A 24938-nucleotide genomic window follows, 5' to 3' on the forward strand; every position below is an offset into this window, starting at 1 on the left:
CCTCGATGTGCACCGGCCGACCCCCGGTGATCACGTGGTCGGCCCACAGAAGCTAGGGCACGAAGGCGGGCCGCCGACACCCACGAACGGCCGGAGATCCGCTTCGTACGCACACCCGGCCGCCGGGATCGACCGTCGATAAAGTTTCGGGAAGATGACGGACAACCCTTGTGAGCGTTCGCCTGACGCCCTAACCTCAGATCCACGGCGCGCCCGGGATCGTCGAACACCGATCTCAGGGCAGGGTTGGGAAACACCGCAGCCACCCAGCGACGTGGCACCGGCGCAACGCCCGTTCACCACCGCAGGCTCCGATCCCTGCGGCAACCGTCCATCTTCGACGACGCCGCACCCTGGCCACGAATGTTAGCGCTAACAAGGAATAGATCGCCGAAACCGCCTCAAAACAACGACTCTCTCCGCAATCAGGACCGATGCCGACGGCATCGGCCCCGATGACACCTGTGCCCGCACCCGGCAGCCGCCCGGCGGCCCGCGGGTGCCCGCTCCCCCGGAAGGATCCCCATGACCACCAGACGCGAGCTGCTGACCGGCCTGCTGTCCACGGCCGCGGCCACCGCGGCCGGCGGGCTGACCATCGCCGCCACCGGCTCCCCTGCCCACGCCGCCGGGCCGCTGACCGGCTACGTGATGGGCTACTTCACCGAGTCGCCCAACCGGCTGGCCAACAACTACGGCCTGCACCTGGCCGTCAGCACCGACGGCCTGAACTGGACCCCGCTCAACCAGAACAACGCCGTGGCCACGCCCACCGCCGGCACCGGCGGCCTGCGCGACCCGTTCATCCTGCGCAAACGCGACGACACGTTCGTGGTGCTCGCCACCGACCTGACCGGCACCGACTTCACCCAGCCGAACCAGTACATCCACGTCTGGGACTCGGTCGACCTGCGCAGCTTCACCGGCTACCGGCGGGTGCGGATGCACACCATGAACACGCACACCTGGGCGCCGGAGGCGTTCTGGGACAGCGCCCGCGGCCAGTACGGCATCGTCTACTCCGCGCACAACGGCACCCGCGACGTGTTCATGGTCAATTACACCAGCGACTTCGTGAACGTCGGCTCCGCGCAGCTGTTCTTCGACCCCGGCTTCAACGTCCTGGACGCCACGTTCCACCTGGGCAGCGGCGTGAACTACCTGTACTACAAGAACATGGCCGACGGCCGGCTCTACGGCGCCCGGTCGAGCACGCTCAACCCGAACAGCTTCAGCACGTACACCAGCGGCGTGGTCAGCGGCGGCATCGAGGCCCCGATCGTGGTCAAGGCCAACGACCGCAACGAGTGGTGGCTGTGGGGCGACTCCTACAGCCCCGTCAACGGCGAGTTCTACGTCTGGCGCAGCGGCGACGTCAACGCCAACGCGTGGACCGCGCTGGACAAGGCCGCGTACACCCAGCCGCTCAACGCCAAGCACGCCACCATCGCGGCGATCACCGCCACCGAGCACGCCAACCTGCTTTCCCGCTGGGGCGCGCCGGCCTGGAACCGGCTCAAGTCGTACAACTTCCCGGACCGGCTGATCCGACACGCCAACCGGGTCGGGCGCATCGACCCGTACCCGTTCGACCCGTACGCCGACAGCCAGTGGCGGCTGCGGCCGGGCCTGGCCAACTCGGCCGGGGTGTCGTTCGAGTCGGTCAACTACCCCGGCAACTACCTGCGCCACAGCGGTTACGTGGTCGGTCTGGCCGCCAACGACGGCACGGCGCAGTTCGCCGCCGACGCGACCTTCACTCGCACCGCGGGCCTGGCCAACAGCGGCTGGGCCTCGTTCCGCTCGCACAACTTCCCCGACCGCTACCTGCGCCACAGCAACTACCTGCTGCGCATCGACGTACTCGGCTCCGGCTCGCCCGCCGCCGACCGGGCCGACGCCACCTTCCAGCTCGGTTACTGAGAGGACCAGGACATGTCCCCGCTTCCCGCAGCAGCCGCGCCGCGGCGCTGGTGGCGGCTCGCCGCGATGACGGTGCTGTGCGCGCTCGCCGCGACCGGCCTGCACGCGTCCGCCGCCTCGGCATCGCCCGCGGTCAGCTACACCAACCCGCTGGTCAACCAGCGCGCCGACGCCCAGATCTACAAGCACACCGACGGCTACTACTACTTCACCGCGACGGTGCCCGAGTACGACCGCATCGTCCTGCGCCGGGCCACCACGCTGCAGGGCCTGTCCAGCGCCCCGGAGACGGTGATCTGGCGCAAGCACAGCAGCGGCATCATGGGCGCGCACATCTGGGCCCCGGAGATCCACTTCATCGACGGCAGGTGGTACGTCTACTTCGCCGCCGGGGCGACCAACGACGTCTGGGCGATCCGGATGTACGTCCTGGAGGGCACCGGCGCGAACCCGCTGACCGCGAGCTGGACCGAGAAGGGCCAGATCCGCACCCCGTGGGAGACGTTCTCCCTGGACGCGTCGACCTTCGTGGCGAGCGGCGTCCGCTACCTGATCTGGGCGCAGGCCGAGCCCGGCATCGCCACCAACACCAACCTCTACATCGCGCGGCTGGCCAACCCGTGGACGATCACCGGCGCGACCACCCGGCTGACGATACCCACGCTGGCCTGGGAGACCCGCGGCTACAAGGTGGCCGAGGGACCGACCGTCATCCAGCGCAACGGCAAGCTGTTCATGACGTACTCGGCCAGCGCCACCGACGCCAACTACTGCCTGGGCATGCTCACCGCGACGGCGGGCAGCAACCTGCTCAGCGCGTCGTCGTGGACCAAGTCGCAGAACCCGGTGTTCGCCAGCAACTCCGCCACCGGACAGTGGGGGCCGGGCCACAACTCGTTCACCGTGTCCGAGGACGGGGCCAGCGACATCCTGGTCTACCACGACCGCAACTACCGCGACATCAGCGGCGACCCGCTCAACGACCCGAACCGGCGCACCCGGCTGCAGAAGCTGTACTGGAACGCCGACGGCACCCCGAACTTCGGCGTCCCGATCCCCGACGGGGCACACCCGGTCCGGTTGAAGTCCTACAACTTCCCGGACCGCTTCGTGCGCCACTGGGAGTACCGGGCCCGGATCGACACCAACGTCACCAACCTGGCCGACTCGCAGTTCCGGATCGTCACCGGCCTCAACGGCGGCGGCAGCGTCTCGCTGGAGTCGACCAACTTCCCCGGCTACTTCCTGCGCCAGCGCAGCAACGGCGAGGCGTGGGTGGACCGCAACGACGGCACGGCGGCGTTCCGCGCCGACGCGAGCTTCTTCCAGCGCGCGGGCCTGGCGAGCTCGTCGGCGGTGTCGTTCGAGTCGCAGACCTACGCCGGCCGCTACCTGCGGCACAGCAACTACCTGCTGTACGTGCAGGCGGTCACCGACACCGTCGGGCGCGCCGACGCCACCTTCGTCCTCGAATGACCTTGGAGTGACCATGTTGCTGACCTGGCCACGTGCCATCACCCGGCGCGTTCTGTCGCTCGTCGTAGCCGTCCTGCTCGGCGTGTCCATGGCCGTCGTCGTCCACCCCGGCCGGGCCGACGCCGCACCCGGGCCGACCTTCCGCAACCCGGCCGTCGACGTGCCCAACAGCGGCGACCCGACGCTGACGTACTACAACGGTTACTACTACTACGTAGCGACCACCTGGTCCTCCGACGTGGTGATGCGCCGCTCGCGGACCATCTCCGCGCTGCGCGGCGCGCCCGAGCAGGTCGTCGTGCGCACCGGCGGCACGACGATGTGGGCCCCGCACCTCGAAATGATCAACAACCGGTGGTACCTGTACTACTCCGTCGAGCAGAGCGGCGGCGCGCGGCGCACCCACGTCGCCGAGAGCGCCGGGACCGACCCGCTCGGGCCGTACACCATCCGGGGCATCCTCAACCTGATGCCCAACAACGGCTGGGCCATCGACGCCGCGATCCTCAAGCTCAACGGCGCGAACTACGTGATGTTCTCGGCGTTCCACCCGAGCGACAACCTGCAGTCGCTGTACATCTCCCCGCTGACCAACCCGTGGACGGCAGGGGCGTACGGCACCCGCATCTCCGCGCCGACGCTGTCCTGGGAGACCCAGAACGGGGCCGTCAACGAGGGCGCGTTCGCGCTGCAGCGCAACGGCCGGACCTGGATCACGTACTCGGCCAGCCACTGCAACGGGCCGAACTACAAGCTGGGCATGCTCGAATACCGGGGCGGCGACCCCCTCGCGGCGTCCTCGTGGACCAAGGCCGCCAACCCGATCTTCCAGCGCAGCGACGCCAACGGCGTGTACGGGCCGGGCCACCACTCGTTCTTCACCTCACCCGACGGCACGGAGACCTGGATCGCGTACCACGCCAACAGCTCCTCCTCGCAGGGCTGCGGCACCACCCGCACCACCCGCGTGCAGAAGATCTCCTGGAACTCCGACGGCACCCCCAACCTGGGCGTGCCCGCTTCCCTGTCCACCATCCAGCCCGGCCCGTCCGGGGAGTCCAACGCCACCCCGGTCGAGATCCGCAACCGGCACAGCAACCTCTGCCTCGACGACTACAACTCGGTGACCACCCCGGGCGCCGAGGTGCGGCAGTGGACCTGCGGCACGCAGGCCAATCAGGACTGGTACGTGACCCCGCTCGACAACGGCTACTACCAGATCAGCAATCGGCTCAGTGGGCTCTGCCTCGACGACTACAACTTCGGGACCACCCCCGGCGCCGAGGTGCGGCAGTGGACCTGCAACGGCCTGGCCGTCCAGCAATGGCAGGTCAACGCGGTCACGGGCGGCTACTCGACGCTCGTCAACCGGCACAGCGGCCTCTGCCTGGACGACTACAACTGGGCCACCACCCCGGGCGCGGAAGTGCGCCAGTGGACCTGCCTGAACAACAACGCCCAGCACTGGCGTATCTCCTAGGCCTCCGCGGGCGTCGGCGCGAACCTGCGCCGGCGCCCGCCGCGGCAGGTCAGGGCGTGCTGCGGGCGAGCTGCATGAGGAACTCGGCGTTGCTGCCCGTCTTGCGCAGCCGGTCGACCAGCTGTTCGCCGGTCTGCTGGCTGTCCATGGTGTGCAGGGCGCGGCGCAGCCGGCGGACCAGCTCCAGCTCCTGCGGGCCGACCAGCAGCTCCTCGCGGCGGGTGCTGGAGGTGTCGACGTCGACGGCCGGGAAGACCCGCCGGTCGGCGAGCCCGCGCAGCAGCCGCAGCTCGGCGTTGCCGGTGCTCTTGAACTCCTCGAAGATGACGGTGTCGCCCAGCGAGCCGGTCTCCACCAGCGCGGTGGCGATGACGGTCAGCGAGCCGCCGCCCTCGATGGTGCGGGCCGCGCCCAGGAAACGCTTGGGCGCGTGCAGCGCGCCGGCCTCGATGCCGCCGGACATGATGCGGCCGTTGGACGGCGCGGCGAGGTTGTGGGCGCGGCCCAGCCGGGTGATGGAGTCGAGCAGCACGACTACGTCGCGGCCCTGCTCGACCAGGCGTTTGGCGCGCTCGATGGCCAGTTCGGCGACCGCGATGTGGTCGGCCGGCGGCCGGTCGAACGTCGACGAGATCACCTCGCCGCGTACGGTGCGGCGCATGTCGGTGACCTCTTCCGGGCGCTCGTCGATGAGGATCGCCATGACGTGCGCGGCGGGGTGGTTGACCGCGAGCGCGTGGGCGATCGCCTGCAGCACCATGGTCTTGCCCGCCTTGGGTGGCGACACGACCAGGGCCCGCTGGCCCTTGCCGATCGGGGTGAGCAGGTCGATCACCCGGGTGGTCAGGACGTCCGGGGTGGTCTCCAGGCGCATGCGCTCCCGCGGGTAGATCGGGGTGAGCGCGTAGAAGTCGGGCCGGTCGCGCATCTGCTCGCCGGGCTCGCCGTTGACGGTGTCGATCGTGGTGACGGTGGGCCGCTGGGCGCGGCGCTGGTCGGCGCGCTCGCCGGAGCCGGACCGCCGGACGGTCGCCGGCTGCGCGGCGGCGCCGGTGACGAGGTCGCCGCGGCGCAGGCCCAGGCGCTGGACCAGGCCGGGCGGCAGGTACGGGTCGCCCGGGTCGGGCAGGTAGCCGGTGAGCCGCACGAAGTGGTGCTTGTCGCGGACGTCGACGACGCCGCTGATCGCCGCCGCCGCGGCGGGTTCGGCGCTCGGCTCGGCGGCATCGTGCTCGGCGCGGTCCTGCGCGGTCACGCGGGGGCGCGCCGTCGTGCGCCGGCGTCGGGTGGTGGCGGCGGGTCCCGTCGCGCCCGTCGCGTCGGCAAGGCTCGTCGCGGCCGCGGGCCGCAGGTCGAGATCGGTCATGGGTACTCCTCGGAGACGGTGCGCCAGGGCACGGGCGTGCCGGGCGCGATGGGCACCGAGCGCCTGATCACGTCTGCCGGGCTGCGTCTCCGGTGTGGTGCGGAGGGTTCAGCGGCTGAGGCGGCGGTGCGGTGGAAACCGGTCCCGGCGGACGCGGAATGCGCGGCCGGTTCTCGGGGAAGGGGCATCCTCGGGGCGGGAACTCCACGCCTGCATCGAGAGATGCTTGATCAAAGGTACCCCACCGGGACGGTCGGGGCAACCGGCACGCCGACACGGCCGCGATCCGGCCTCGTCCGGCGATCTTGCGGGACGGGGGTCACGCCCGCGGGCGCGTCACAAGGAGAGTGGCCGCGCGGGCCGCTCCCCTTGTGCCCCCGTTACGCCGCTGTGCAGGCACTCCCCCGCGAACGCCTGCCGCCCCGCGCGGGTGCGGCCCCGCGCGGTCCTGTTCGTCCGGACGCGAAACGCCGAAAGCGCACGGCTTTCGGGCCGTGCTCTGGCGAATTGAGTCTTGGACCCCGACAGCATAGGCTGTCGACTATGGATTCTGTCAACCACAGCTAACAGCTCGGTGGTTGGCGTCAGCTTCAGATGACTAGGGGCGTCATGGGCGAGAACACCGGCCCAGGAACGGTCGCCGAGCGCTTGACCAGGCTTTTCGACACGAGCACCAACCCGCGCACGGCGAAGCGCTACACCGACCGCGAGGTGGCCGCGGCGGTCGGCTGCTCCCATACGCTGATCTTCGATCTGCGCAAGGGCAACACCCCGCCGGAGAAGACCCAGGCGGGCATCCTCATGCGGCTGGCCAGGCACTTCGGCATGGACGACAACCACCTCATGCCGGCCGGCTCGGGCACCGTCGACCCCGAGGTCTGGTCCTTCGCGATGCGGGCGCGGACCATCTCACCGGCGGGCCTGGCCATGCTCAACGGTGTCCTGGATCACATCGCCGAGCTGGAGGCTCGCGCGGCCACCCGGCCCGGCGTGACCGACGACGCGCCGATTTAGACTGTCGGCCTATGCCAGCCAGCCGCGAGGTCGACGCCGAGTGCCGCGCCGCGCTCGACGGTCTGGCCATCCCCGACCCCTGGGACGTGGTAGCGCTGGTCGAGTGGCTCGGGCAGCGGCGCCGCCGCCCGATCATCCTGATCCCGTGGCCGACGGCGGGCGGGGTCACCGGCTGCTGGGTGGCTGCGGCGCACCAGGACTACATCGTCTACGAGCGCACCGCGACCCCGCTGCACCGGTCGGTGATCGTCTGCCACGAGGTGGCGCACATCTGGCTCGGGCACCGCGGCCACCCCACGACCGCCCTGGCGGAGGAGTCCGTGCTGCCGCACGGCTACAGCGACGACGAGGAGATCCGCGCCGAGACCCTGGCGGAGCTGATCCTCGAACAGGCCGCGCTGCCGGCCCCCAAGGTGCCCGAGGACGTGCTGCGGGTGATGAAGACACTGGATCAAGGAGTGACCGTTGATTCCCTGGCTGACCAGCGGGGCGTTCCTGCTCGCCGCCGTCGTCGTTGGCTCGGTCCTCGCCCGTAGGCCGCAGGCGCGCACCCCCGCGGGCAAGGCGCTGCTCGCCTGGAACCTGCTCGGCAGCGCGGCGCAGGTCGTCACCATTCACCCCGTGTACCAGGCGATCAGCTCGCTGACCGGCCACCACAACACCGCGATCGTGATCAGCCACAGCCTCGGGCTGGTCGCCGCGTTCTTCGCCCAGATCATGATGCTGTGCTGGACCCGCGGCGCCGGCGGGGCCCGCGCCGCGGCCCGCTACCGGGCCGCGATCACCGGCGCGGCGATCGCGGTCCTCGTCGTGCTGTTCGCGCTCACGCCCGAGGTCGCCGACACCCCGTCGAGCTGGCGGCTGGACAACATCGACCGGAGCACCGTGGCGCTCTACTCGGTCGGTTACGCCCTGGCGTACTCGTGGGTGCTGCTGGACCTGTGCCGGCTGAGCGTCCGCTACTCGCGGATGGTGGTCACGCCGCAGACCCGGGTCGGGTTGCGGCTGTTCACGGTCGGCACCGCGTTCGGCCTGGCATACCAGCTGATGGCGGCGGTGGACGGGCTGGCCGGCCTCACCGGGCACCGGTTCCCCGCGCACACGCCGCTGAGCCTGGCGCTGGTCTGCATCGGGGTGGTGTTCCTCTGCCTCGGCGCGATCGTCCCGCTCGTCACCACCGCCGTGATCGAGTTCGTGCGGCGCTGCCGCCAGGCCTGGCTGTGCCACCGCATGGAGCCGCTCTACCGCGACCTGGCCGCCGAGTACCCGCAGGTCCTGAAAGGCCCAGTGCGGTACGGCACCGCGGGCTGGCTGGTCAACTGGTACGGCAACGGGCGGCGGCTGATGCAGCGCACCATCGAGGTCCACGACGGGTTGTCCGAGCTGCGGCCCTGGCTGGACGATCTCGCGTACCGGGTCGGCGCGGCCGAGGCCGTGAAGCAGGGCTTCGACGCCGACACGGTGCTCCTGGTCGCGCAGGCCGCCCAGGTCGCCGACGCGCTGCGGGCCGAACGCGCGGGCGAGCCAGGCCACCAGGTCCATGTGGAGATGGTCGAGGTGGCCATGGACCGCGAGGCGGTGTGGCTGGCGCGGCTGGCCCAGACCTACCGCTCCCGCATCATCGAACTCGTCCTGGCCGAGCTGGCGCTGCGCCGCGGCCACGCCGCCGACCAGCCCGTGGGGAACTGACCATGTCGCGACTCCAGCACCTCGACCCTGCCGTCGACCACCACGCGATCTACCGGCATCTCGCGCTGCGCGAGTTCGCGGCGGACGTGCGCATCGGGCTCAACCTCGCGTTCTACCGGACGTTCGCGGTGCCGGCGGCCGCGCGGCTGCTGCTGGACACCGGCGAGATGACCGAGCGGTCCACGAAACGGACCGACGACACCGGGCTGATGATGTACGAGGTGATCGCCCACGGCCCCCACCATCCGCGCAGCCGGCAGGTCATCTCGGCGCTCAACCGCATCCACCGCGTGTACGACATCACCGCCGACGAGTACCGCTACACGCTGGGCACCTTCATCTTCATCCCGACCCGCTGGATCGACCGGTACGGCCCGCGCCGGCTCACCACCGCCGAACGCACCGCCACCTGGCACTTCTGGATCGAGGTCGGCAAGCTCATGAACATCCGCGACGTCCCGGCGACGTGGGCGGAGTTCGAGCGGTGGTTCAACGCCTACGAGCGCGACAACTTCGCCTACGACGAGGCGGCGACCAGGCTGATGGACGCCACCCGGGACGTGCTGGCGAGCCGCTTCCCGAAGGTGCTGCGCCGCTGGGCGGGCGCGGCCGGCGACGCGCTGCTCGACGACGACGTCCGGCGGGCGCTCGGCGTGCCGAAGCCGAACCCGGTGATCCGCGCCGCCGTGCACGGACTGCTGCGGGCCGGCGCCGTCAAGCGACGCCTGCGGCCGGCGACCAGGGACGTCTTCACCCCGGGCCAGCCCAGCCGCAATTACCCCGGCGGGTACACGATCGAGCAGCTGGGACCCGATCCGGTGCGGCCGGCCGCGCGGCGCTGACGGGCGGCCGTAGGGCGACCTGAAGCGAACCGTAAGCACGACCGGGCAATGTTCGTGGTGCAGACAGCGAGCACCACCGACATCCAGGAGACTCCGATGCGCAAGCTCATCAACTCGACCTACATCACTCTCGACGGCGTCATCGAGAACCCCATGTGGACCGTGCCGTACTTCGACGACGAGGCCGCCGCGTTCGCCGGTTTCCAGACCAGCACCGCCGACGCGCTGCTGATGGGCCGGGCCACCTACGACGGCATGTCGGCGGCCTGGCCGAACCGCGACGAGAGCGACCCGAGCACCGGCGCGGCCTACTTCAACAACGTGAAGAAGTACGTCGCGTCGACCACGCTGACCGACCCCGCGTGGAAGAACAGCGAGGTCCTGCAGGGCGACCTGGTCGAAGAGGTCGCCCGGATCAAGGCGCAGGACGGCGGGGACATCCTGCAGTACGGGTACGGTTCGGTGACCACGCAGCTCATCCGGGCCGGGCTGGTCGACGAGGTCCGCTTCTGGATCTGCCCGGTGCTGGAGGGCGGCGACAGCCTGACCACCCCGCTCAAGGACGTCAAGGCGTCGTTCGAGCTGGTCGACACCAAGGTCATGAAGAGCGGCGTCGTCATCGTCTCGTACCGGCCGAAGGCCGCCGAGTGACCTACCCGTCGAGCTGAGCCCGGGCCTGTCCCGGGCTCAGCGCCGTGCCCTCGGCGAGCAGGGCCGCGTACCGGTCCGCGCCGAGCACGGCGACCAGCCGCTCCGTCACCCGGTCGGTGTCGTCGCGCTCGACCGGGGAGGCAGGGGCTTGCGCCGTGGCCCGTGCTGCGGCGGCCGCACCCAGCAGCCGAGCCGCGACCTCGGGCAGGTCCACCGCCGACGCCATACCCTCCAGCGCGAAGACCGCGTCGCGCGGGGAGGCGATCGCCTCGGCGGCGTCGTACGCCTCGACGTGCAGGGCGAGCGCGGCGGCACGATCGCCTGCCTGCTCCGCGACGTGACCCAGCTCGACCAGGATCATCGGCAGGTAGAACGTGGGCTGCCGCTCGGCGCGGCCCTGCTCGGCGATGCGGGTCAGGTGCACGGCCGCCACGTCGAGCCGGCCCGCCCGGCGCGCGGCCATGCCCAGGCTGGTCTCGGCGAAGACGATCGCGCTCGGCATGCCCTGCTCGACGGCCATCCGGTAGGCGCGTTCGGCGAGTTCGCGGCCGGCCGCGTGGTCGCGGGTCTGCACCGCGAGCCAGGCCAGCCAGGACAGCTTGCTGCACACCTCCGGCCACAGCGCCAGCTCCTCGGCCCAGCCCAGGCCCTCCCGGTGCAGGGCGATCGCCCGGTCGTGCTCACCCCGCATCTCGGCCAGCCCGCCGACCCAGTCGTTGGCCTGCAAGCGGCCCCACCGGTCGCCGAGCTCGGCGAACAGGGCGGCGCTGCGCGTCGCGGCGTGCTCCAGCGCGGCCAGGTCCCCGGCGGCGTGGGCGAGTTTGGCCCGCGTGCTGAGCGCGACCGCTTCGGTCCACCGGTCACCGGTCGCCGCGTCCAGCAGCTCGGACGCGAGCGCGACGTCGGCGCGGTCGAGCACCGCGTTCGCGGTGAACCAGGTGGCCCGGCCGTCGGGGTCGCCGGCCAGCGCGGCCCGGATCTCGCCGGGCACGATCGCCTCGCCCTGCAGCAGCGCGAACCCGATCCGCCACGCGGCCGCCCGGGACTGCTGCGCCGCGTCGCCGGGTGAGGTCAGCGCCTGCCGGGCCTCGGTGAGGCGGCCGCGCAGGAACCAGTACCAGGTCAGCGCGTTGGCCAGGCGCAGGCCGCCGCCGTGCGCCAGGGCCGCGCGCAGGTTGGCGGCCTCCGCGTCGAGCCGGGCCAGCCACTGCTGCTGTCCCGCGCCGCGCAGCTGCGGGTCGGCGCGTTCGGCCAGGTCGGTGTAGTACGCCGCGTGCCGGGCGCGGACGGCGTCGGGGTCGTCGAGGCGTTCGAGGCAGAACGCGGCCACCGATTCGAGCAGCCGGTAGCGCGGGCCTGCCGGGTGCTCGTCCAGCACCACCAGCGACCGGTCCACCAGCCGGGCCAGGGTGTCGAGATCGGTCCGGCAGACCTGCTCGGCGGCCTGCGGCGCGCAGCCGTCGCGGAACACGGCGAGCCGGGCCAGCACCGCCCGGTCGGCCTCGTCCAGCAGGTCCCAGCTCCAGCCGATGACCGCGGTCAGCGTACGCTGCCGCGGCGGCATGTCCCGCTGCTGCGTGGTGAGCAGCTGGAACCGGTCGTCGAGCCGGTCCACGACACCCTGCACCCCGAGCGCCCGCACCCGGGTCGCGGCCAGTTCCAGAGCCAGGGGCAGCCCGTCCAGGCGGCGGCACAGCTGGGCCACGGCGGGAGCCGTCTTCCCGTCCAGCCGGAAGCCGCGCTGCTGCGCCGCCGCGCGTACGGCGAACAGCCGCGCCGCCGCCGAGCGCCGGACCGTGTCGAGGTCGTCGCCGCCGTCGGGCAGCGCCAGCGGCGGCACCTCCCACAGCAGCTCGCCGGTCAGGCCGAGCGGTTCGCGGCTGGTGGCCAGCACCCGCAGCTCCGGCGCGTCCCGGAGCAGGCGGGCGACCAGCGTGGCAGCCGGTTCGATCACGTGCTCGCAGTTGTCGAGCACGAGCAGCACCCGTCTTCCGGCCAGCGCCGCGCACAGCCGATCGACGGCCGACACGCTGGCGCCCGCCGACTCGCGCAGGTCCATCGTGGCCAGCACCTGTTCGGCGACGTCCGTCGCCCCGGTCGGCAGGGGAGCGAGTTCGACCAGGTGTACACCGTCGGGGAAGGACTGCTCACGGGCGGCCTCGGTGGCCAGCCGGGTCTTGCCGACCCCGCCCGGCCCGATCAGCGTGACCAGCCGCCGCACCGGGATCAGCGTACGCAGCTCGGTCAGCGCCTCGGCGCGGCCGACCAGCTCGTCGAGCTGGGCGGGCAGGCTGTTGCGGACGATCGCGGCGCGCGGCGGGGCGGCCAGAGCGGCGTCGTGTTCGAGGATGCGGCGGTGCAGCGCGACCAGCTCCGGCCCCGGGTCGAGGCCGAGCTCCTCGGCGAGCCGGTCGCGCAGGTCGGCGTAGCTGTCCAGGGCCTCGGACTGGCGGCCTGCGGCGTACAGCGCGCGCAGCTGCAGCGCCCGCAGGCCCTCCCGCAGCGGAAACCGGGTCACCAGGTCGGCCAGGTCGGCGGCGACCAGGTCGTGCTCGCCGCGGGCCAATCGCGCCTCGGCGAGGCGCTCGTGCACGGCGAGGCGCTGCTCGGCCAGGCGGGCGCGTTCGGCGCGGGCGAACTCGTCGTCGGCGACGTCGGCGTACGCGTCGCCGCGCCACAGCGCCAGCGCCGCGGCCAGGCGGTCCGCGTCGGTGGAGTCGGCCAGCTCGGCGAACCGGTGGGCGTCGACGGCGTCGGTGCGCAGCAGGTAACCGGGCGGCCGGGACTCGACCAGGTCGCGGGCCCCGGGTTCGGCGTCGTTGAGGGCCTTGCGCAGCTGCGACACCCGCACCTGCAGCGCCGCGCCGGGGTCGGCGGGCGCGTCCTCGCCCCACAGGTCGTCGATCAGCCGGTCGGCCGAGACGACCTGGTTGCGGTTGGCGAGCAGGTCGGCGAGCAGCTGGCGGACCTTGACCCCGGGCACGGTCACCGGCTCGCCGCGGTCGGTGGTGACGGCGAGCGGCCCGAGCACCCCGAACTGCACGGCGATCATCCTAGCGGCGGTAAGGCGGGCGGAAGCGGACCGTAAGCGCGCCGGCGCATCGTACGGGCATGGAGATCTATCACGAGGTACACGGCGCGGGCGGCGGCCGCCCGCTGGTGCTGGTGCACGGCGCGCTGTCGGGCATCGGCACGTCGTTCGGCATGATCCTGCCGCTGCTGGCGCGGACCCGGCGGGTGATCGCCGTCGAGCTGCAGGCGCACGGGCGCACCGCCGACATCGACCGCGCGCTGACGGTGGAGGCCTTCGCCGCCGACGTGGTCGAGCTGCTCGACCGGCTGGGCGTGGCGCGGGCGGACGTGTTCGGCTGGAGCATGGGCGCGGCGGTCGCGCTGCGGCTGGGCACCGACCACCCCGGCCGGGTGGGGCGGCTGGTGCTGGCGTCGGTGAGCTTCGACGACGCGGGCCTGCACCCGGGGCTGCTGGACGGCATCGCGGACCTGCGACCCGAGCACCTGCACGGTTCGGAGTTCCACGAGGAGTATCTGCGCACCGCGCCGGACCCGGCGGGCTGGGCCCGGCTGGTCACCAAGATGAAGGTGCTGGACGCGAACCTGCCGCGGTGGACGCCCGCACAGATCCGCGCGCTGGCCGCGCCGACGATGCTGGTGCTGGCCGATTCGGACATCGTGCGCCCCGAGCATGCCGTTCGCATGTTCCGGCTGCTCGGCGGTGGTGTGGTCGGCGACCTGACCGGGCTGCCGGCGTGCCGGCTGGCCGTGCTGCCCGGGACCGCGCACACCGGCGTGCCGCAGCGGGCCGGCTGGCTGGCCCCGATGATCGACGAGTTCCTGGACGAGATCTGACTGATGGAGCCCCGCCGGGTGGCGAGGCTCCATCAGCGATGCCGTCAGGACGGCATCTTGTACGTCAGCAGGTCCACCGGGTTGATCCTCGGCGGCGGGTCGAACAGGTCCGCGCGGGCCTCCAGGCCCTGGCGCACCTTCCCGGCCAGGTGGAACTGGCGGTCGTCCTCGTCGTTGAACGCGTCGAAGATGCGGAACGAGGTCGGCCCGACCTGGAAGGCGTACCAGACGATCGTGCCGGGTTCGGCGTCAACCAGCGCCTTGGCCTGCCGCAGGAACTCCGCGACCTCGCCCTCCCGGCCGGGCTTCGCCTCGATCTCCACGAGAAAACCCAACGTGAGCACGCCGTGCCCCCTTCTCAGGTCAGCCCTTGAGGAAGGCCAGCAGGTCGGCGTTGAACTCGTCCTGGTGGGTGGCGGTCAGTCCGTGCGGCGCTCCCTTGTAGACGTGCAGCGTGTTGTCCCTGATCAGCTTCGAGGACTTCATCGCCGAGGCGACGATGGGCACGATCTGGTCGTCGTCGCCGTGGATGATCAGCGTGGGCACGTCGATCTTCTTGCAGTCCTCGGTCTGGTCGGTCTCGGAGAACGCCTTGATGCAGTCGTACGCCCCCTTGAAGCCCACCGTCATGCCCATCAGCCAGAACGCGTCCCGCAGGCCCTGGCTGACCTTCGCCCCGTCGCGGTTGGCGCCGTAGAACGGGGCGCTGAGGTCCTTCCAGAACTGCGAGCGGTCGCGTTCGACCCCTTCGCGCAGGCCGTCGAAGACGCTGCGGGGCAGGCCCTCGGGGTTGGCGTCGGTCTGCAGCATCAGCGGCGGGATCGCACCGACGAGCACGGCCTTGGCGACGCGGTCGGTGCCGTGGCGGGCCATGTAGCGGGTGATCTCGCCGCCGCCGGTGGAGTGTCCGACCAGGACGATGTCGCGCAGATCGAGCTTCTCGATCACCTGGGCGAGGTCGTCGGCGTAGGTGTTGAGGTCGTTGCCCTCCCACGGCTGGCTGGAGCGGCCGTGGCCGCGCCGGTCATGGGCGACGGCCCGGAAGCCGTTGGAGACGACGTACCACATCTGGTCGTCCCAGGCGTCGGCGGTGAGCGGCCAGCCGTGGCTGAACACGACGGGCTGTCCCGTGCCCCAGTCCTTGTAGAAGATCTGGGTTCCGTCCTTGGTGGTGACCATACCGGTGCTCATGTGGCGACTCCCTGCAAGCGAAGACTGGCAGTGCGTACGCGGCACCCCGTCGGGCCGACCCCTCCGAAGCTAGCATCACGGACTTGTCGGACTTGTCGGTTCAGCGGCGGGGAGACGACCCGTCGGCCGTTCGGCCAGTCATTATTTCGCAAATTCGGGCATTTGTCTTGTATGCCCGGGTCCCGCCCGGCAAACCATTGAAAGTCTAGCGGATTAGTGGGATATTCGCTTCGTGGTCGTTCCGGATCACGTCCACCGGGCATCCCCGCCGGCGGTCGTGGCAGCGGAGCCCGACGTCGCACGTGCCGGTCCGACCATGCGCCATCACCGAAATGCACCCCCAAACATTGATGACTACCGATCACGCCGGGCTTTCGGCGTTATTCGGTATGCGCATTTGCGCTCGAGGAGGACAGGTTCCGCATGAAGAACCGGATCAGAGCAGCCGCCGCACTCGCCGCCACCGCCGTCCTGGCACTGTCGGCCTGCGGCGGCGGCGACAGCGGCACCACGGGATCGAGCACCACGCTGAACATCGTCGGCTTCGCGGTGCCGGAGGCGGCGAACAAGGCGATCGCGGCCGAGTGGAACAAGACCGAGGCCGGCAAGGGCGTCAAGTTCCAGACGTCGTACGGCGCGTCCGGCGACCAGAGCCGGGCCGTCGTGGCCGGCCTCAAGGCCGACTACGTGCACTTCTCGGTCTCCAGCGACGTCACCCGCCTGGTCGACGCGAACCTGGTCGCCAAGGACTGGAACGCCGGCCCGAACAAGGGCATCGTGTCCTCCTCGATCGTGGTGCTGGCGGTGCGCGCGGGCAACCCGAAGAACATCCAGGGCTGGGACGACCTGATCAAGCCGGGCGTCCAGATCGTCACCCCGAACCCGGCCTCCTCGGGCGCCGCCCGCTGGAACGCGCTCGCCGCGTGGGGCCACGTGACCGCCAACGGCGGCACCGACGCGCAGGCCACCGAGTTCCTGACCAAGCTGTTCGCCAACGTCGTCGCCCTGCCCGGCAGCGGCCGCGACGCCACGACCAGCTTCCTCGGCGGCACCGGCGACGTGCTGCTGGCCTACGAGAACGAGGCCATCCTGGCCACCCAGGCGGGCGAGAAGTTCGACTGGGTCGTTCCCGCCACCACGATCCTGATCGAGAACCCGGGCGCGATCCTCACCAACGCCGACCCCAAGGCCAAGGACTGGCTGAACTTCGTGCTCAGCAAGGACGGCCAGCGCCAGTTCGCCCTCAAGGGCTTCCGGCCGATCATCGAGGGCGTCGACACCACCGGCGTCCAGGGCGCCAAGGACCCGGCCAACCCGTTCCCCGCGCCGCAGAAGCTGCTCACCGTGTCGAAGGACTTCGAGAGCTGGTCGGCTCTGTCGAAGAAGTTCTTCGACGAGAAGGAGGGCATCATCGTCAAGGTCATCGCAGCCTCGGGCAAGGCTAAGTGACCTCGACCGCGCTCTCCCCGGACCGGCCGGCGACCTCTCGCCGGCCGGTCCGGGCCGGCCGCCCGCTGACCCGAGCCTCCGGACTCGGGTTCGGCGTGGCGATGATGTGGTTCAGCCTGCTCGTGCTCATCCCGCTCGCCGCCGTGGTGGTAACCGCGTCGGCGGGCGGGTGGAGCGCGTTCTGGCAGGCGGTGACCAACGAGCAGACCGCCGCGGCGATCGAGCTCACCGTTGGCACCGCGTTCGCCGTGACGCTGGTGAACATCGTCATGGGAACCATGATCGCGTGGGTGCTGGTCCGGGACCGGTTCTTCGGCAAGCGCGCCCTGGAGATCCTGATCGACATCCCGTTCGCCCTGCCGACCATCGTCGCCGGACTCGTCCTGCTGTCGCTGTACGGCAGGACCAGCCCGCTCGGCATCGACATCGCCAACACCCGCCCCGCCGTCTTCCTCGCCTTCCTGTTCGTCACCCTGCCGTTCGTGGTCCGCACGGTGCAGCCGGTGCTGGCCGAGCTGGAGCGCGACGTGGAGGAGGCGGCGATGTCGCTGGGCGCGAGCCGCTTCACCGTGTTCCGGCGCATCATCCTGCCCAGCCTGACACCCGCGATCGCCGCGGGCGCGGCGCTGTCGTTCGCCCGCGGGGTCAGCGAGTACGGCTCGCTGGTGCTGCTGTCGGGCAACCTGCCGATGAAGACGGAGGTCACCTCGGTGCGCATCCTCAGCAGCATCGAGAACGACAACCTGGACAGCGCCGCGGCGGTCGCCACGATCCTGCTGGCGATCTCGTTCGCGGTCATCGTGCTGCTCGACGTCATCCAGCGCAGGATGGTGCGCCGTGGCTAGCCACCCCAGCACCCGCACCCGGCGCGGCCCGGTCACCTACCTGGTCCGCCTGCTCGTCATCGCCTACCTGTTCCTGCTCGTGGCGTGGCCGGTGTACCTGGTCGGCAAGAACACCTTCGCCGACGGCATGGACAACATCAACGGCATCCTCGACGATCCCGACATCGTGCACGCGATCAGCCTGACCGTGCAGGTCGCGATCATCGCGGTCGTCATCAACACGCTGTTCGGCGTGGGCATCTCGCTGCTGCTCGTCCGGTACGACTTCCCGGGCAAGCGGCTGCTCAGCGCGCTGCTGGACATGCCGCTGTCGGTGTCGCCGATCGTCGTCGGCCTGGCCCTGGTGCTCGTCTACGGCGGCCGGACCGGCTGGTTCGGACCGGCCCTGGAGAGTGCCGGCTTCCAGGTCATCTTCGCCACCCCCGGCATCGTGCTGGCCACGGTGTTCGTGGCGCTGCCGCTGGTGATCCGCGAAGTGGTGCCCGTGCTGGAGGAGGTCGGCGAGGAGCAGGAGCAGGCTGCCCGCAGCCTGGGCGCGAACGCCTGGCAGACGTTCCGCCGGATCACCCTGCCGTCGATCAAGTGGGGCGTCGTCTACGGCGTCGTGCTGAGCCTGGCCCGGTCGCTGGGCGAGTTCGGCGCGGTCAAGGTCGTCTCCGGCAACGTGCTCGGCGAGACCCGCACCGCCACCCTGGTCGTCGAGGAGAAGTACCTCAACTTCGACAAGGGCGGCGCGTACGCCACCGCGTTCCTGCTCGCCCTGGTGGCGGTGGCCTGCATCATCATCGTCTCAGTCATTCGGCCGAAGGAAGACCGTTGAGTATCGAGATCGTCAACGTCGCCAAACGTTTCGGAGACTTCGTCGCCCTCGACAACGTCTCCGTCAGCATCCCGTCCGGGCAGCTCACCGCGCTGCTCGGCCCGTCCGGTGGCGGCAAGTCGACGCTGCTGCGCATCATCGCCGGGCTGGAGACCGCCGACAGCGGCCGCATCGAGATCGAAGGCGTGGACGCGACGAAGCTGTCGCCGCAGAAGCGCAACGTCGGGTTCGTGTTCCAGCACTACGCGGCCTTCAAGCACCTGAGCGTCGCGCGCAACGTCGCGTTCGGACTGGAGATCCGCAAGCGGCCCAAGGACGAGATCCGCGAGCGGGTCGACGAGCTGCTCAAGCTCGTGCACCTGGCGCAGTTCGCCGACCGGCTGCCCTCCCAGCTGTCCGGCGGGCAGCGCCAGCGCATGGCCCTGGCCCGCGCGCTGGCGGTGCAGCCGACCGTGCTGCTGCTCGACGAGCCGTTCGGCGCGCTCGACGCCAAGGTGCGCAAGGAGCTGCGCGACTGGCTGCGCCGCCTGCACGACGAGGTCCACGTGACGACGGTGTTCGTCACGCACGACCAGGAGGAGGCGCTGGAGGTCGCCGACGAGATCGTGGTCATCAACGAGGGCCGCGTGGAGCAGATCGGCTCGCCCGACGCGCTCTACGACACCCCCGCCAACGACTTCGTCATGCGCTTCCTCGGCCCGGTCACCGAGCTGGGCGACCGGCTGGTCCGGCCACACGACCTGCAACTGCTCACCGGCGGCGGTGAGCCGGACGCGGTCGCGGGCCGCATCACGCGGATCACCCGGGTCGGCTTCGAGATCAGGGTGGAGGTCGCCGTGGGCGGGCAGCCCGTCGTCGTCACCCTCACCCGCAACGAGTTCCTGTCCCTGGGCGTGGAGGTCGGGTCGGAGGTGCAGGTGCGGATCGCCCCCGAAATCGCCCCGGTCCGGCTGCTCGACGCGGTCTGAGCCGACGGGAGCACCTCCGGGCGGGCCGGCACACGCCGACCCGGCGGCCGCCCGCTCGGAGGCTCCCTTCTGCACGGACCCCGCCCGCCCCGTCACGGCCGGTGTCCGCCGGCGCCACCGCTTGCCCGGTCCGGATCGGGGCTCGCCGCGGCGAGCTCCCGGTCGGTATCGAGCAGCCGGTCAAGGGTGGTCCTGTCGAGCAGGTCGCTGGTGAACGTGTGGACCGAACTCCAGAGGCCGGGCAGCGCGGTGGCCGCCCCCGTGTACGTGATGGTGTGCGGCGGTCGGCCGCGCACGCTGGCCAGCGCCCCGCTGACCGCCCGCATGATGTCGCCGACGCTGATCTGCGCGATCGGCCGGGCCAGGCTGAAGCCGCCGTCGGTGCCGGGGCGGCTGCTGAGCAGCTCGGCGCGGCGCAGGTCGGCGAGGATCGACGGCAGGTAACTGACGGGGATGCCCTGCATGACGGCCAGATCGCTGGTCTTCACCGGACCGCCGCCGGCCGCGGCGATGGCGAGCATGGCCTGCACCGCATAGTCGTGTCGCGCTGAAATGTGCACGGCCCCATGGATTCCTGCTCGTGACGGCGCGACCGGCAGCAGGCGCGCGTTGCATGCGTGTCCGCATATTCCTATAACTTCGATAGATAATATAGGCGTTACGCGTACGGGGCAATGGCGGTCACGATCCGATCTCGACGGCGGCCGCCGTCAGCGCTCGGTGGAGTCCTTGAGTTTCGGCGCGGCGCGCAGGTGGGCACGCTCCCCCTGGGTGCCGAACAGGCTCAGGAACTCGACCGGCTCCGGTCCGGCCGCCCCGAACCAGTGCGGCACCCTCGTGTCGAACTCGGCGGCCTCGCCCGGCGACAGCACCAGGTCATGCTCACCCAGGACCATGCGCAGCCGGCCGTTGAGCACGTACAGCCACTCGTAGCCCTCGTGCGTCTTCAACTCCGGATGCCGGCGGCGGCTCTCGGCGGGGATCACCAGCTTGTACGCCTGGATCCCGCCCGCGCGGCGGGTCAGCGGCAGCATGGTCATCCCGTGCCGGGTGACCGGGCGCAGGTGGATGCGCGGGTCGCCGGTCGGCGGGGCGTCGACCAGCTCGTCGAGCGTGACGCCGTGCGCCCGGGCCAGCGGGAGCAGCAGCTCCAGGGTCGGCCGCCGGGAGCCGGACTCCAGCCGGGACAGGGTGCTCACCGAGATCCCGGTCGCCGTCGACAGGTCGGCCAGCGTGGTCTCCCGCTGCTGGCGCAGCGCGCGCAGCCGCGGCCCGACCGCACCCAGGGCTTGATCAAGGTCGTCGTCCATGCTCCCACTTTGCCAGATCGGCAACATAATTTGCGAACTCGGCGATCGTCTCGCATGGTTGTCACCTGGCCACGATCCATCCGTGGCCAGGCACCGGCACCGCGGAAGGGATCGCCATGACCGAGGAGTTCAGCAAGGCGTACTGGGAGGACCGCTACCACGGCCACACCGCGGGCCACGGCAGGCCGCCGAACCCGCACCTGGTCGCGGAGACCTCGGCACTGACGCCCGGCACGGCCCTGGACGCCGGGTGCGGCGAGGGAGCCGAGGCGATCTGGCTCGCCGCCCGGGGCTGGCAGGTCACGGCGGTCGACATCGCCGAGTCCGCGCTGCGTCACGCACGCTCGCATGCGCAGGCAGCCGGTGAGACGGTCGCGGGAAGGATCGAGTGGCGGCGGGCCGACCTGTCCGGCTGGACGCCGCCCGCGCAGCGGTACGACCTGGTCTGCTCCCACTACGTGCACCCCGCCGCGTCCCGCGAGTCGCTGGCCGCCCGGCTCGCGGCGGCGGTCGCCCCGGGCGGCACCCTGCTGATCGTCGGCCACCACCCGTCGGACCGGAGGCCCGGCGTCTCGGACGCCGCCGTACGCGACGTGCACTTCACCGCCGACGAGGTCGCAGCCGTACTCGACCCCGACCAGTGGGAGATCGTCGCCGCCGAATCCCGGCACCGCCCGGCCACCGGACCCGACGGCCACGGCGACCACGGGCACCACGGCCACGGGCACACCCTCCACGACACCGTGCTGCGCGCCCGCAGACTCCCCTGACACCCGCCCCCACCTGCCGCAACTCTTAAACACTCGCGGCTTCACGGGCGCTCAAGGCCGCGACGCCTTAAGAGTTGCGGCGGGTGGGGCGGGGGTGTGGGGGTCAGGCGGTTTCGGCCAGGCGGCTGAGGTCGCGCAGCAGGTCGACCGCTTCGGACCGGTTGGGCAGCGCCGGCGGCAGCTCCCGGTCCGCGCGGTCGACCAGCTCGGTCCTGATGCGGCGCAGCACCTCGGCGCGGGTGGCCGGGGACAGGTCGTCCAGGCCCAGCCAGCCGAGGTTGTCGTCGATGATCTCGCGCAGTGTCGCGACCGCGGCGTCGTCGTCGAGGTCCTCGGCCAGCGCCTCGACCGCCCACTCGAACAGCCACCCGGCCGCCGACCAGCGCTTGTCGGGGGCGACCGCGATCGTTCCGGACATCAGTTGCCTACCAGGAATGCTCGGGGCGCGAGGCCGTTGTCAGTGATGAACTTCTGTACCTTAGCGATCTGGTCGGGCGTGAACTGCGAGACGTCGACCGGCACGTAGTCGGCCTTGGCCAGGTGGTCGACGATCCTGGTCTGCAGGTTCGGCCACTGCTGGTCGAAGTGCCGGGAGGGGAAGTTGCCCACGGCGTCGTAGGTCTTGCCGGTGGCGTTGTCGACCCAGTCCACCTTCGGGTCGGTGGAGCGGCTCAGCTCCACGCCGGTGGCGTCCTCGACGCGCAGCGCCGTCTCACCCTCGGCTGCGCGATACCGTCCCGTCGCCGGGTCCATGCCCAGGTCGCGCTGGTGGGCGTCGCGGGCCGCCTCCGCCGCCCGCTCGGCCTCCCGGGCACGCTCGGCTTCCCGGGCCGCGTCCGCCGCGCGATCGGCTTCGCGGGCGGCCTCGGCGGCACGTTCCGCTTCGCGGGCCGCCTCGGCGGCGCGTTCGGCGTCGCGGGCGGCTTCGGCCGCGTCCGCGGCCCGGTCCACGGCCCGCCCGAGGTCGGCGACGTCGTCGATGGCCCGGGCGCCCTTGGAGATGCCGGCCGCGACACCGGCGATGCCGCCGACCACGGGCACGATGCCGAGCAGGCGCTCCCACCAGGCCAACTCCTGGCCGGTGATCAGATCCTTGCCGGTGATCGCCTCGATGACGCCCTTGACCGTGCCGACCACCGGGACGAAGTCCAGCCCGATGCTGAGCAGCACGCCGAACAGCACGGACAGGCCGACCAGGGCGGCCAGCGCCGCCCGTGCCGTGTAGTAGCAGTCGGACATGCTCCCGCAGTTGTCGGCGTACGCCGCGCCGGGCAGCAGCAGCACCGCCGCGCCCGCGCCGAGCGCGGCACCGGCCAGCACACGTGTCGTCGTTCTCATTTCGGCTCCTCGGCGCCCGGCGCGGCGGCAGGCTGCGGCGGCGCGGGCGGCGCCTCCCGGGCGTGCGGGCTGAGCAGGGTCATCAGCACCGCCGACACGATCGCCAGCAGCAGGAACGGGAAGAAGCTGGTCTGGTCCAGGAACATCGGCACGACGACCGCGCCGAGCAGGTACACCGGGACCATCACGACGATCAGGCGGATGATCCGGGGGATCTTGGCGATGAAGCGGGCGTACGCCCCGAAGTCGAGCGGCAGCAGCGGGCTGGCGATGACCTGCGCGACGAACAGCACACCGAAGGTGAGCCCGGCCTGCCAGTAGGCGGCGTACAGGCCGGACAGCAGCGCGGTGAGGATCGCGGCGCGGATCAGCAGCCGCAGCACCAGCGGGATGCGGCCGGCCAGCGGCTGCACCGGGACGTCGGTGCGGAACCGGTCCTCCAGCTGCGTCATCCGGTCGGGGCCGCCGCCCTTGCCGATCGGGCTCGCCAGGATCGCCTGCGCGACGGCCCGGCCGGCGGTGGCGGCGACCGCGAGGAACACGATCCAGCCGCCGCTCTCCTGCGTCGTCGACATGGCCTCGACGGTCGGGCGGGCCCCCGCCCAGACGAACACGGGCCGCACCAGCAGGGGCGCCGACTGGGTCCACACCCAGACCAGCAGCCCCGAGATGACCACGAGCGCGCCGAGGCCGACCAGCGCCCGCACCGCCCGGGGCACGCTCGGCGGCAGCAGGAACTCGGCGGCGAACGACTTGGCGGCGATCGGCACGCCGACCGCCAGCATCGCGAACAGCGCGTACGTGAGCAGCTGGGAACCGTACTGCGCGGGGATGTCGAGCAGGGTGTCGGTGCGCCAGGTGTCCCACTGCGGGTGCGCGCCGAGGGCCAGGTCGCCGAGGGCGAACCCGAGGGTCAGGTAGGAGCCGAGCGCGCCGCTGACCGCCCCGACGAGCGCGATGAGCAGCAGCAGCCCCAGCGACTCGGTGAACACGTACTCGAAACCGGGGTGGAACACGCCGACGACCAGGCCGGTCAGGAACACGGCCGGCACGGTGATCAGGCCGACGACCGGGCGGGCGGCGAGGTACAGGCCGTCCACGGTGGACATCGCCAGGCCGGCCGACAGCTTGCGCAGGGTCAGCGGCACGCCGACCCAGATGCCGTCAGCGAGCCGGGTCAGCGGATCGGGCGGGCTCGTCGGCCCCGGAATCGCGGTCATTCTCTCCCCATCGGGAACTGCCGAGCAGGTGTTTGGCGAGCCAGCCGAGCACGACGCCGTAGACGAGGTGGCCGGTGATGCTGACCGACAGGAACTCGTCAAGCGCCTTGAGCCCGAGCCAGCCCGGGTAGACCGAGACCATGAAGGTCTCCAGGACCAGCGCCCAGACGATGGCCGGCCAGATGCCGCGCCGTCCGAACGCGACGGTGTACGCGACCCCGAACGCGACGCCGTTGCACAGGTGGAACGCGACGCCGAGCCAGAACACCCAGGTGGCGTCCTGATCGGTCTCGGCCAGAGCCAGTCCGAACAGCCGCCACGCCTCGAACGGGCGCAGCCGCAGACCGGCGAACTCGACCAGGGCGATCCGGACCGCGTCGTAGGCGATCGTCGCCGCGAACCCGGCGACCGCGCCGACCGCCATCCGGCGCAGCACCTTGGCCCGGCGCTCGGCGGGCAGCCGCCGGATGACGACGGTCGCCACGGCGGCCGCGGCCAGGGCGAGGGTCAGGAAGGTCCAGCGCAGGGAGACGCCCGACAGGATGTACACCAGCAGGGCCGCACCGCTGGCCAGGAAGACCGCGGCGACTGTCCACTCTGGTCGGAGCCGGGGTCCGCGATCAGCCACGCCGATACGTTAGGAACTCACGCCCATCAGTGGGGCACAGTGTCAGCGAGCCGACAGCGAGCTCCCGGCAGGCGGTCAGGGCGGAGTTAAG

At 71.4% G+C, this 24938-nt stretch carries 24 protein-coding genes; 14 read left to right on the plus strand and 10 right to left on the minus strand.

What is annotated here, in order from left to right; all coding sequences use genetic code 11:
* Nucleotides 1-525 precede the first annotated feature (525 nt).
* Genes Cco03nite_RS20175 through Cco03nite_RS20185 form a run of 3 tightly spaced genes read left to right on the plus strand, consistent with a single transcriptional unit; the run spans nucleotide 526 to nucleotide 4879 of the window.
* Nucleotides 526-1923, plus strand: coding sequence for a glycoside hydrolase family 43 protein (locus Cco03nite_RS20175; RefSeq protein WP_203693698.1), 1398 nt, complete (start codon nucleotides 526-528; stop codon nucleotides 1921-1923).
* Between the two features lie 12 nt (nucleotides 1924-1935).
* Entirely contained in the window at nucleotides 1936-3399 is a 1464-nt protein-coding gene (locus Cco03nite_RS20180; protein ID WP_203693699.1) for a family 43 glycosylhydrolase, read from the plus strand.
* 13 nt (nucleotides 3400-3412) lie between these two features.
* The gene (locus Cco03nite_RS20185; RefSeq protein WP_203693700.1) at nucleotides 3413-4879 is read left to right on the plus strand and encodes a family 43 glycosylhydrolase; all 1467 of its coding nucleotides are present in this window, start codon (nucleotides 3413-3415) and stop codon (nucleotides 4877-4879) included.
* Between the two features lie 49 nt (nucleotides 4880-4928).
* Here Cco03nite_RS20185 and rho read toward each other — a convergent pair whose 3' ends face one another.
* Complete coding sequence (rho, locus tag Cco03nite_RS20190; RefSeq protein ID WP_203693701.1) at nucleotides 4929-6245, minus strand: transcription termination factor Rho; 1317 nt, start codon at nucleotides 6243-6245, stop codon at nucleotides 4929-4931.
* Nucleotides 6246-6854: 609 nt separating this feature from the next.
* Here rho and Cco03nite_RS20195 point away from each other — a divergent pair.
* The 5 genes from Cco03nite_RS20195 to Cco03nite_RS20215 all read left to right on the plus strand — a co-directional run bounded on the left by Cco03nite_RS20195 (nucleotide 6855) and on the right by Cco03nite_RS20215 (nucleotide 10441).
* Complete coding sequence (locus Cco03nite_RS20195; protein ID WP_203693702.1) at nucleotides 6855-7259, plus strand: hypothetical protein; 405 nt, start codon at nucleotides 6855-6857, stop codon at nucleotides 7257-7259.
* Between the two features lie 11 nt (nucleotides 7260-7270).
* A complete protein-coding gene (locus Cco03nite_RS20200) occupies nucleotides 7271-7795 on the plus strand; it encodes an ImmA/IrrE family metallo-endopeptidase (protein WP_203693703.1) in 525 nt (174 codons plus the stop codon).
* Entirely contained in the window at nucleotides 7725-8948 is a 1224-nt protein-coding gene (locus Cco03nite_RS20205; RefSeq protein ID WP_203693704.1) for an MAB_1171c family putative transporter, read from the plus strand. The genes Cco03nite_RS20200 and Cco03nite_RS20205 overlap by 71 nt, the downstream gene beginning before the upstream one ends.
* A gap of 2 nt (nucleotides 8949-8950) precedes the next feature.
* Nucleotides 8951-9790 (plus strand): oxygenase MpaB family protein, encoded by an 840-nt coding sequence (locus tag Cco03nite_RS20210; RefSeq protein WP_203693705.1) that lies wholly within the window; start codon nucleotides 8951-8953, stop codon nucleotides 9788-9790.
* Nucleotides 9791-9886: 96 nt separating this feature from the next.
* Complete coding sequence (locus Cco03nite_RS20215; protein WP_203693706.1) at nucleotides 9887-10441, plus strand: dihydrofolate reductase family protein; 555 nt, start codon at nucleotides 9887-9889, stop codon at nucleotides 10439-10441.
* Nucleotide 10442: 1 nt separating this feature from the next.
* Here Cco03nite_RS20215 and Cco03nite_RS20220 read toward each other — a convergent pair whose 3' ends face one another.
* Nucleotides 10443-13493 carry an AfsR/SARP family transcriptional regulator gene (locus Cco03nite_RS20220; RefSeq protein WP_239167503.1) on the minus strand — a complete coding sequence of 1017 codons (3051 nt, stop codon included), beginning with the start codon at nucleotides 13491-13493 and terminating at the stop codon, nucleotides 10443-10445.
* 59 nt (nucleotides 13494-13552) lie between these two features.
* On the opposite strand from Cco03nite_RS20220, the gene Cco03nite_RS20225 reads away from it, so the two are divergent.
* Nucleotides 13553-14308 carry an alpha/beta fold hydrolase gene (locus Cco03nite_RS20225; RefSeq protein ID WP_203693707.1) on the plus strand — a complete coding sequence of 252 codons (756 nt, stop codon included), beginning with the start codon at nucleotides 13553-13555 and terminating at the stop codon, nucleotides 14306-14308.
* Nucleotides 14309-14352: 44 nt separating this feature from the next.
* Here Cco03nite_RS20225 and Cco03nite_RS20230 read toward each other — a convergent pair whose 3' ends face one another.
* Complete coding sequence (locus Cco03nite_RS20230) at nucleotides 14353-14652, minus strand: putative quinol monooxygenase (RefSeq protein WP_203693708.1); 300 nt, start codon at nucleotides 14650-14652, stop codon at nucleotides 14353-14355.
* Between the two features lie 19 nt (nucleotides 14653-14671).
* The gene (locus tag Cco03nite_RS20235; RefSeq protein WP_203693709.1) at nucleotides 14672-15499 is read right to left on the minus strand and encodes an alpha/beta fold hydrolase; all 828 of its coding nucleotides are present in this window, start codon (nucleotides 15497-15499) and stop codon (nucleotides 14672-14674) included.
* Between the two features lie 423 nt (nucleotides 15500-15922).
* Between Cco03nite_RS20235 and Cco03nite_RS20240 the strand changes: the two genes are divergently transcribed.
* The 4 genes from Cco03nite_RS20240 to Cco03nite_RS20255 are packed head-to-tail and all read left to right on the plus strand — an operon-like array spanning nucleotide 15923 to nucleotide 19581.
* Nucleotides 15923-16948 carry a sulfate ABC transporter substrate-binding protein gene (locus Cco03nite_RS20240; RefSeq protein WP_203693710.1) on the plus strand — a complete coding sequence of 342 codons (1026 nt, stop codon included), beginning with the start codon at nucleotides 15923-15925 and terminating at the stop codon, nucleotides 16946-16948.
* Nucleotides 16945-17793, plus strand: coding sequence for a sulfate ABC transporter permease subunit CysT (gene cysT, locus Cco03nite_RS20245; protein ID WP_203693711.1), 849 nt, complete (start codon nucleotides 16945-16947; stop codon nucleotides 17791-17793). Before Cco03nite_RS20240 ends, cysT begins: the two co-directional genes overlap by 4 nt.
* Nucleotides 17786-18613 carry a sulfate ABC transporter permease gene (locus Cco03nite_RS20250; protein WP_203693712.1) on the plus strand — a complete coding sequence of 276 codons (828 nt, stop codon included), beginning with the start codon at nucleotides 17786-17788 and terminating at the stop codon, nucleotides 18611-18613. The genes cysT and Cco03nite_RS20250 overlap by 8 nt, the downstream gene beginning before the upstream one ends.
* Nucleotides 18610-19581, plus strand: a complete 972-nt coding sequence (locus Cco03nite_RS20255) for a sulfate/molybdate ABC transporter ATP-binding protein (protein WP_203693713.1) — start codon at nucleotides 18610-18612, stop codon at nucleotides 19579-19581. The genes Cco03nite_RS20250 and Cco03nite_RS20255 overlap by 4 nt, the downstream gene beginning before the upstream one ends.
* 92 nt (nucleotides 19582-19673) lie before the next feature.
* Here the strand turns inward: Cco03nite_RS20255 and Cco03nite_RS20260 are convergent, their stop codons facing one another.
* A complete protein-coding gene (locus Cco03nite_RS20260; RefSeq protein WP_203693714.1) occupies nucleotides 19674-20141 on the minus strand; it encodes an RrF2 family transcriptional regulator in 468 nt (155 codons plus the stop codon).
* A gap of 150 nt (nucleotides 20142-20291) precedes the next feature.
* Nucleotides 20292-20891 (minus strand): helix-turn-helix domain-containing protein, encoded by a 600-nt coding sequence (locus tag Cco03nite_RS20265; protein WP_203693715.1) that lies wholly within the window; start codon nucleotides 20889-20891, stop codon nucleotides 20292-20294.
* Nucleotides 20892-21007: 116 nt separating this feature from the next.
* On the opposite strand from Cco03nite_RS20265, the gene Cco03nite_RS20270 reads away from it, so the two are divergent.
* Nucleotides 21008-21661: a class I SAM-dependent methyltransferase gene (locus Cco03nite_RS20270; RefSeq protein WP_203693716.1), complete on the plus strand. Its 654-nt coding sequence runs from the start codon at nucleotides 21008-21010 to the stop codon at nucleotides 21659-21661.
* Nucleotides 21662-21764: 103 nt separating this feature from the next.
* Here the strand turns inward: Cco03nite_RS20270 and Cco03nite_RS20275 are convergent, their stop codons facing one another.
* The 4 genes from Cco03nite_RS20275 to Cco03nite_RS20290 are packed head-to-tail and all read right to left on the minus strand — an operon-like array spanning nucleotide 21765 to nucleotide 24847.
* Nucleotides 21765-22079, minus strand: a complete 315-nt coding sequence (locus tag Cco03nite_RS20275; protein WP_203693717.1) for a hypothetical protein — start codon at nucleotides 22077-22079, stop codon at nucleotides 21765-21767.
* Entirely contained in the window at nucleotides 22079-22999 is a 921-nt protein-coding gene (locus Cco03nite_RS20280; RefSeq protein WP_203693718.1) for a pre-toxin TG domain-containing protein, read from the minus strand. The genes Cco03nite_RS20275 and Cco03nite_RS20280 overlap by 1 nt, the downstream gene beginning before the upstream one ends.
* Nucleotides 22996-24219: a hypothetical protein gene (locus tag Cco03nite_RS20285; RefSeq protein WP_203693719.1), complete on the minus strand. Its 1224-nt coding sequence runs from the start codon at nucleotides 24217-24219 to the stop codon at nucleotides 22996-22998. Before Cco03nite_RS20285 ends, Cco03nite_RS20280 begins: the two co-directional genes overlap by 4 nt.
* On the minus strand, nucleotides 24164-24847 hold the full coding sequence (locus Cco03nite_RS20290) for a DUF6789 family protein (protein ID WP_203693720.1): 684 nt from the start codon (nucleotides 24845-24847) through the stop codon (nucleotides 24164-24166). The genes Cco03nite_RS20285 and Cco03nite_RS20290 overlap by 56 nt, the downstream gene beginning before the upstream one ends.
* Nucleotides 24848-24938 lie beyond the last annotated feature (91 nt).

The sequence above is a fragment of the Catellatospora coxensis genome, from assembly GCF_016862635.1.
GTDB classification, from domain to species: Bacteria; Actinomycetota; Actinomycetes; order Mycobacteriales; family Micromonosporaceae; genus Catellatospora; species Catellatospora coxensis.

Coding starts and splice junctions, on each gene's coding strand:
- Cco03nite_RS20280 (WP_203693718.1), bottom strand. CDS start 22,999: ATGAGAACGACGACACGTGTGCTGGCCGGTGCCGCGCTCGGCGCGGGC.
- Cco03nite_RS20185 (WP_203693700.1), top strand. CDS start 3,413: ATGTTGCTGACCTGGCCACGTGCCATCACCCGGCGCGTTCTGTCGCTC.
- Cco03nite_RS20180 (WP_203693699.1), top strand. CDS start 1,936: ATGTCCCCGCTTCCCGCAGCAGCCGCGCCGCGGCGCTGGTGGCGGCTC.
- Cco03nite_RS20195 (WP_203693702.1), top strand. CDS start 6,855: ATGGGCGAGAACACCGGCCCAGGAACGGTCGCCGAGCGCTTGACCAGG.
- Cco03nite_RS20240 (WP_203693710.1), top strand. CDS start 15,923: ATGAAGAACCGGATCAGAGCAGCCGCCGCACTCGCCGCCACCGCCGTC.
- Cco03nite_RS20235 (WP_203693709.1), bottom strand. CDS start 15,499: ATGAGCACCGGTATGGTCACCACCAAGGACGGAACCCAGATCTTCTAC.
- Cco03nite_RS20220 (WP_239167503.1), bottom strand. CDS start 13,493: ATGATCGCCGTGCAGTTCGGGGTGCTCGGGCCGCTCGCCGTCACCACC.
- Cco03nite_RS20225 (WP_203693707.1), top strand. CDS start 13,553: ATGGAGATCTATCACGAGGTACACGGCGCGGGCGGCGGCCGCCCGCTG.
- Cco03nite_RS20175 (WP_203693698.1), top strand. CDS start 526: ATGACCACCAGACGCGAGCTGCTGACCGGCCTGCTGTCCACGGCCGCG.
- Cco03nite_RS20285 (WP_203693719.1), bottom strand. CDS start 24,219: ATGACCGCGATTCCGGGGCCGACGAGCCCGCCCGATCCGCTGACCCGG.
- Cco03nite_RS20265 (WP_203693715.1), bottom strand. CDS start 20,891: ATGGACGACGACCTTGATCAAGCCCTGGGTGCGGTCGGGCCGCGGCTG.
- Cco03nite_RS20270 (WP_203693716.1), top strand. CDS start 21,008: ATGACCGAGGAGTTCAGCAAGGCGTACTGGGAGGACCGCTACCACGGC.
- Cco03nite_RS20215 (WP_203693706.1), top strand. CDS start 9,887: ATGCGCAAGCTCATCAACTCGACCTACATCACTCTCGACGGCGTCATC.
- Cco03nite_RS20200 (WP_203693703.1), top strand. CDS start 7,271: ATGCCAGCCAGCCGCGAGGTCGACGCCGAGTGCCGCGCCGCGCTCGAC.
- Cco03nite_RS20210 (WP_203693705.1), top strand. CDS start 8,951: ATGTCGCGACTCCAGCACCTCGACCCTGCCGTCGACCACCACGCGATC.
- Cco03nite_RS20275 (WP_203693717.1), bottom strand. CDS start 22,079: ATGTCCGGAACGATCGCGGTCGCCCCCGACAAGCGCTGGTCGGCGGCC.
- rho (WP_203693701.1), bottom strand. CDS start 6,245: ATGACCGATCTCGACCTGCGGCCCGCGGCCGCGACGAGCCTTGCCGAC.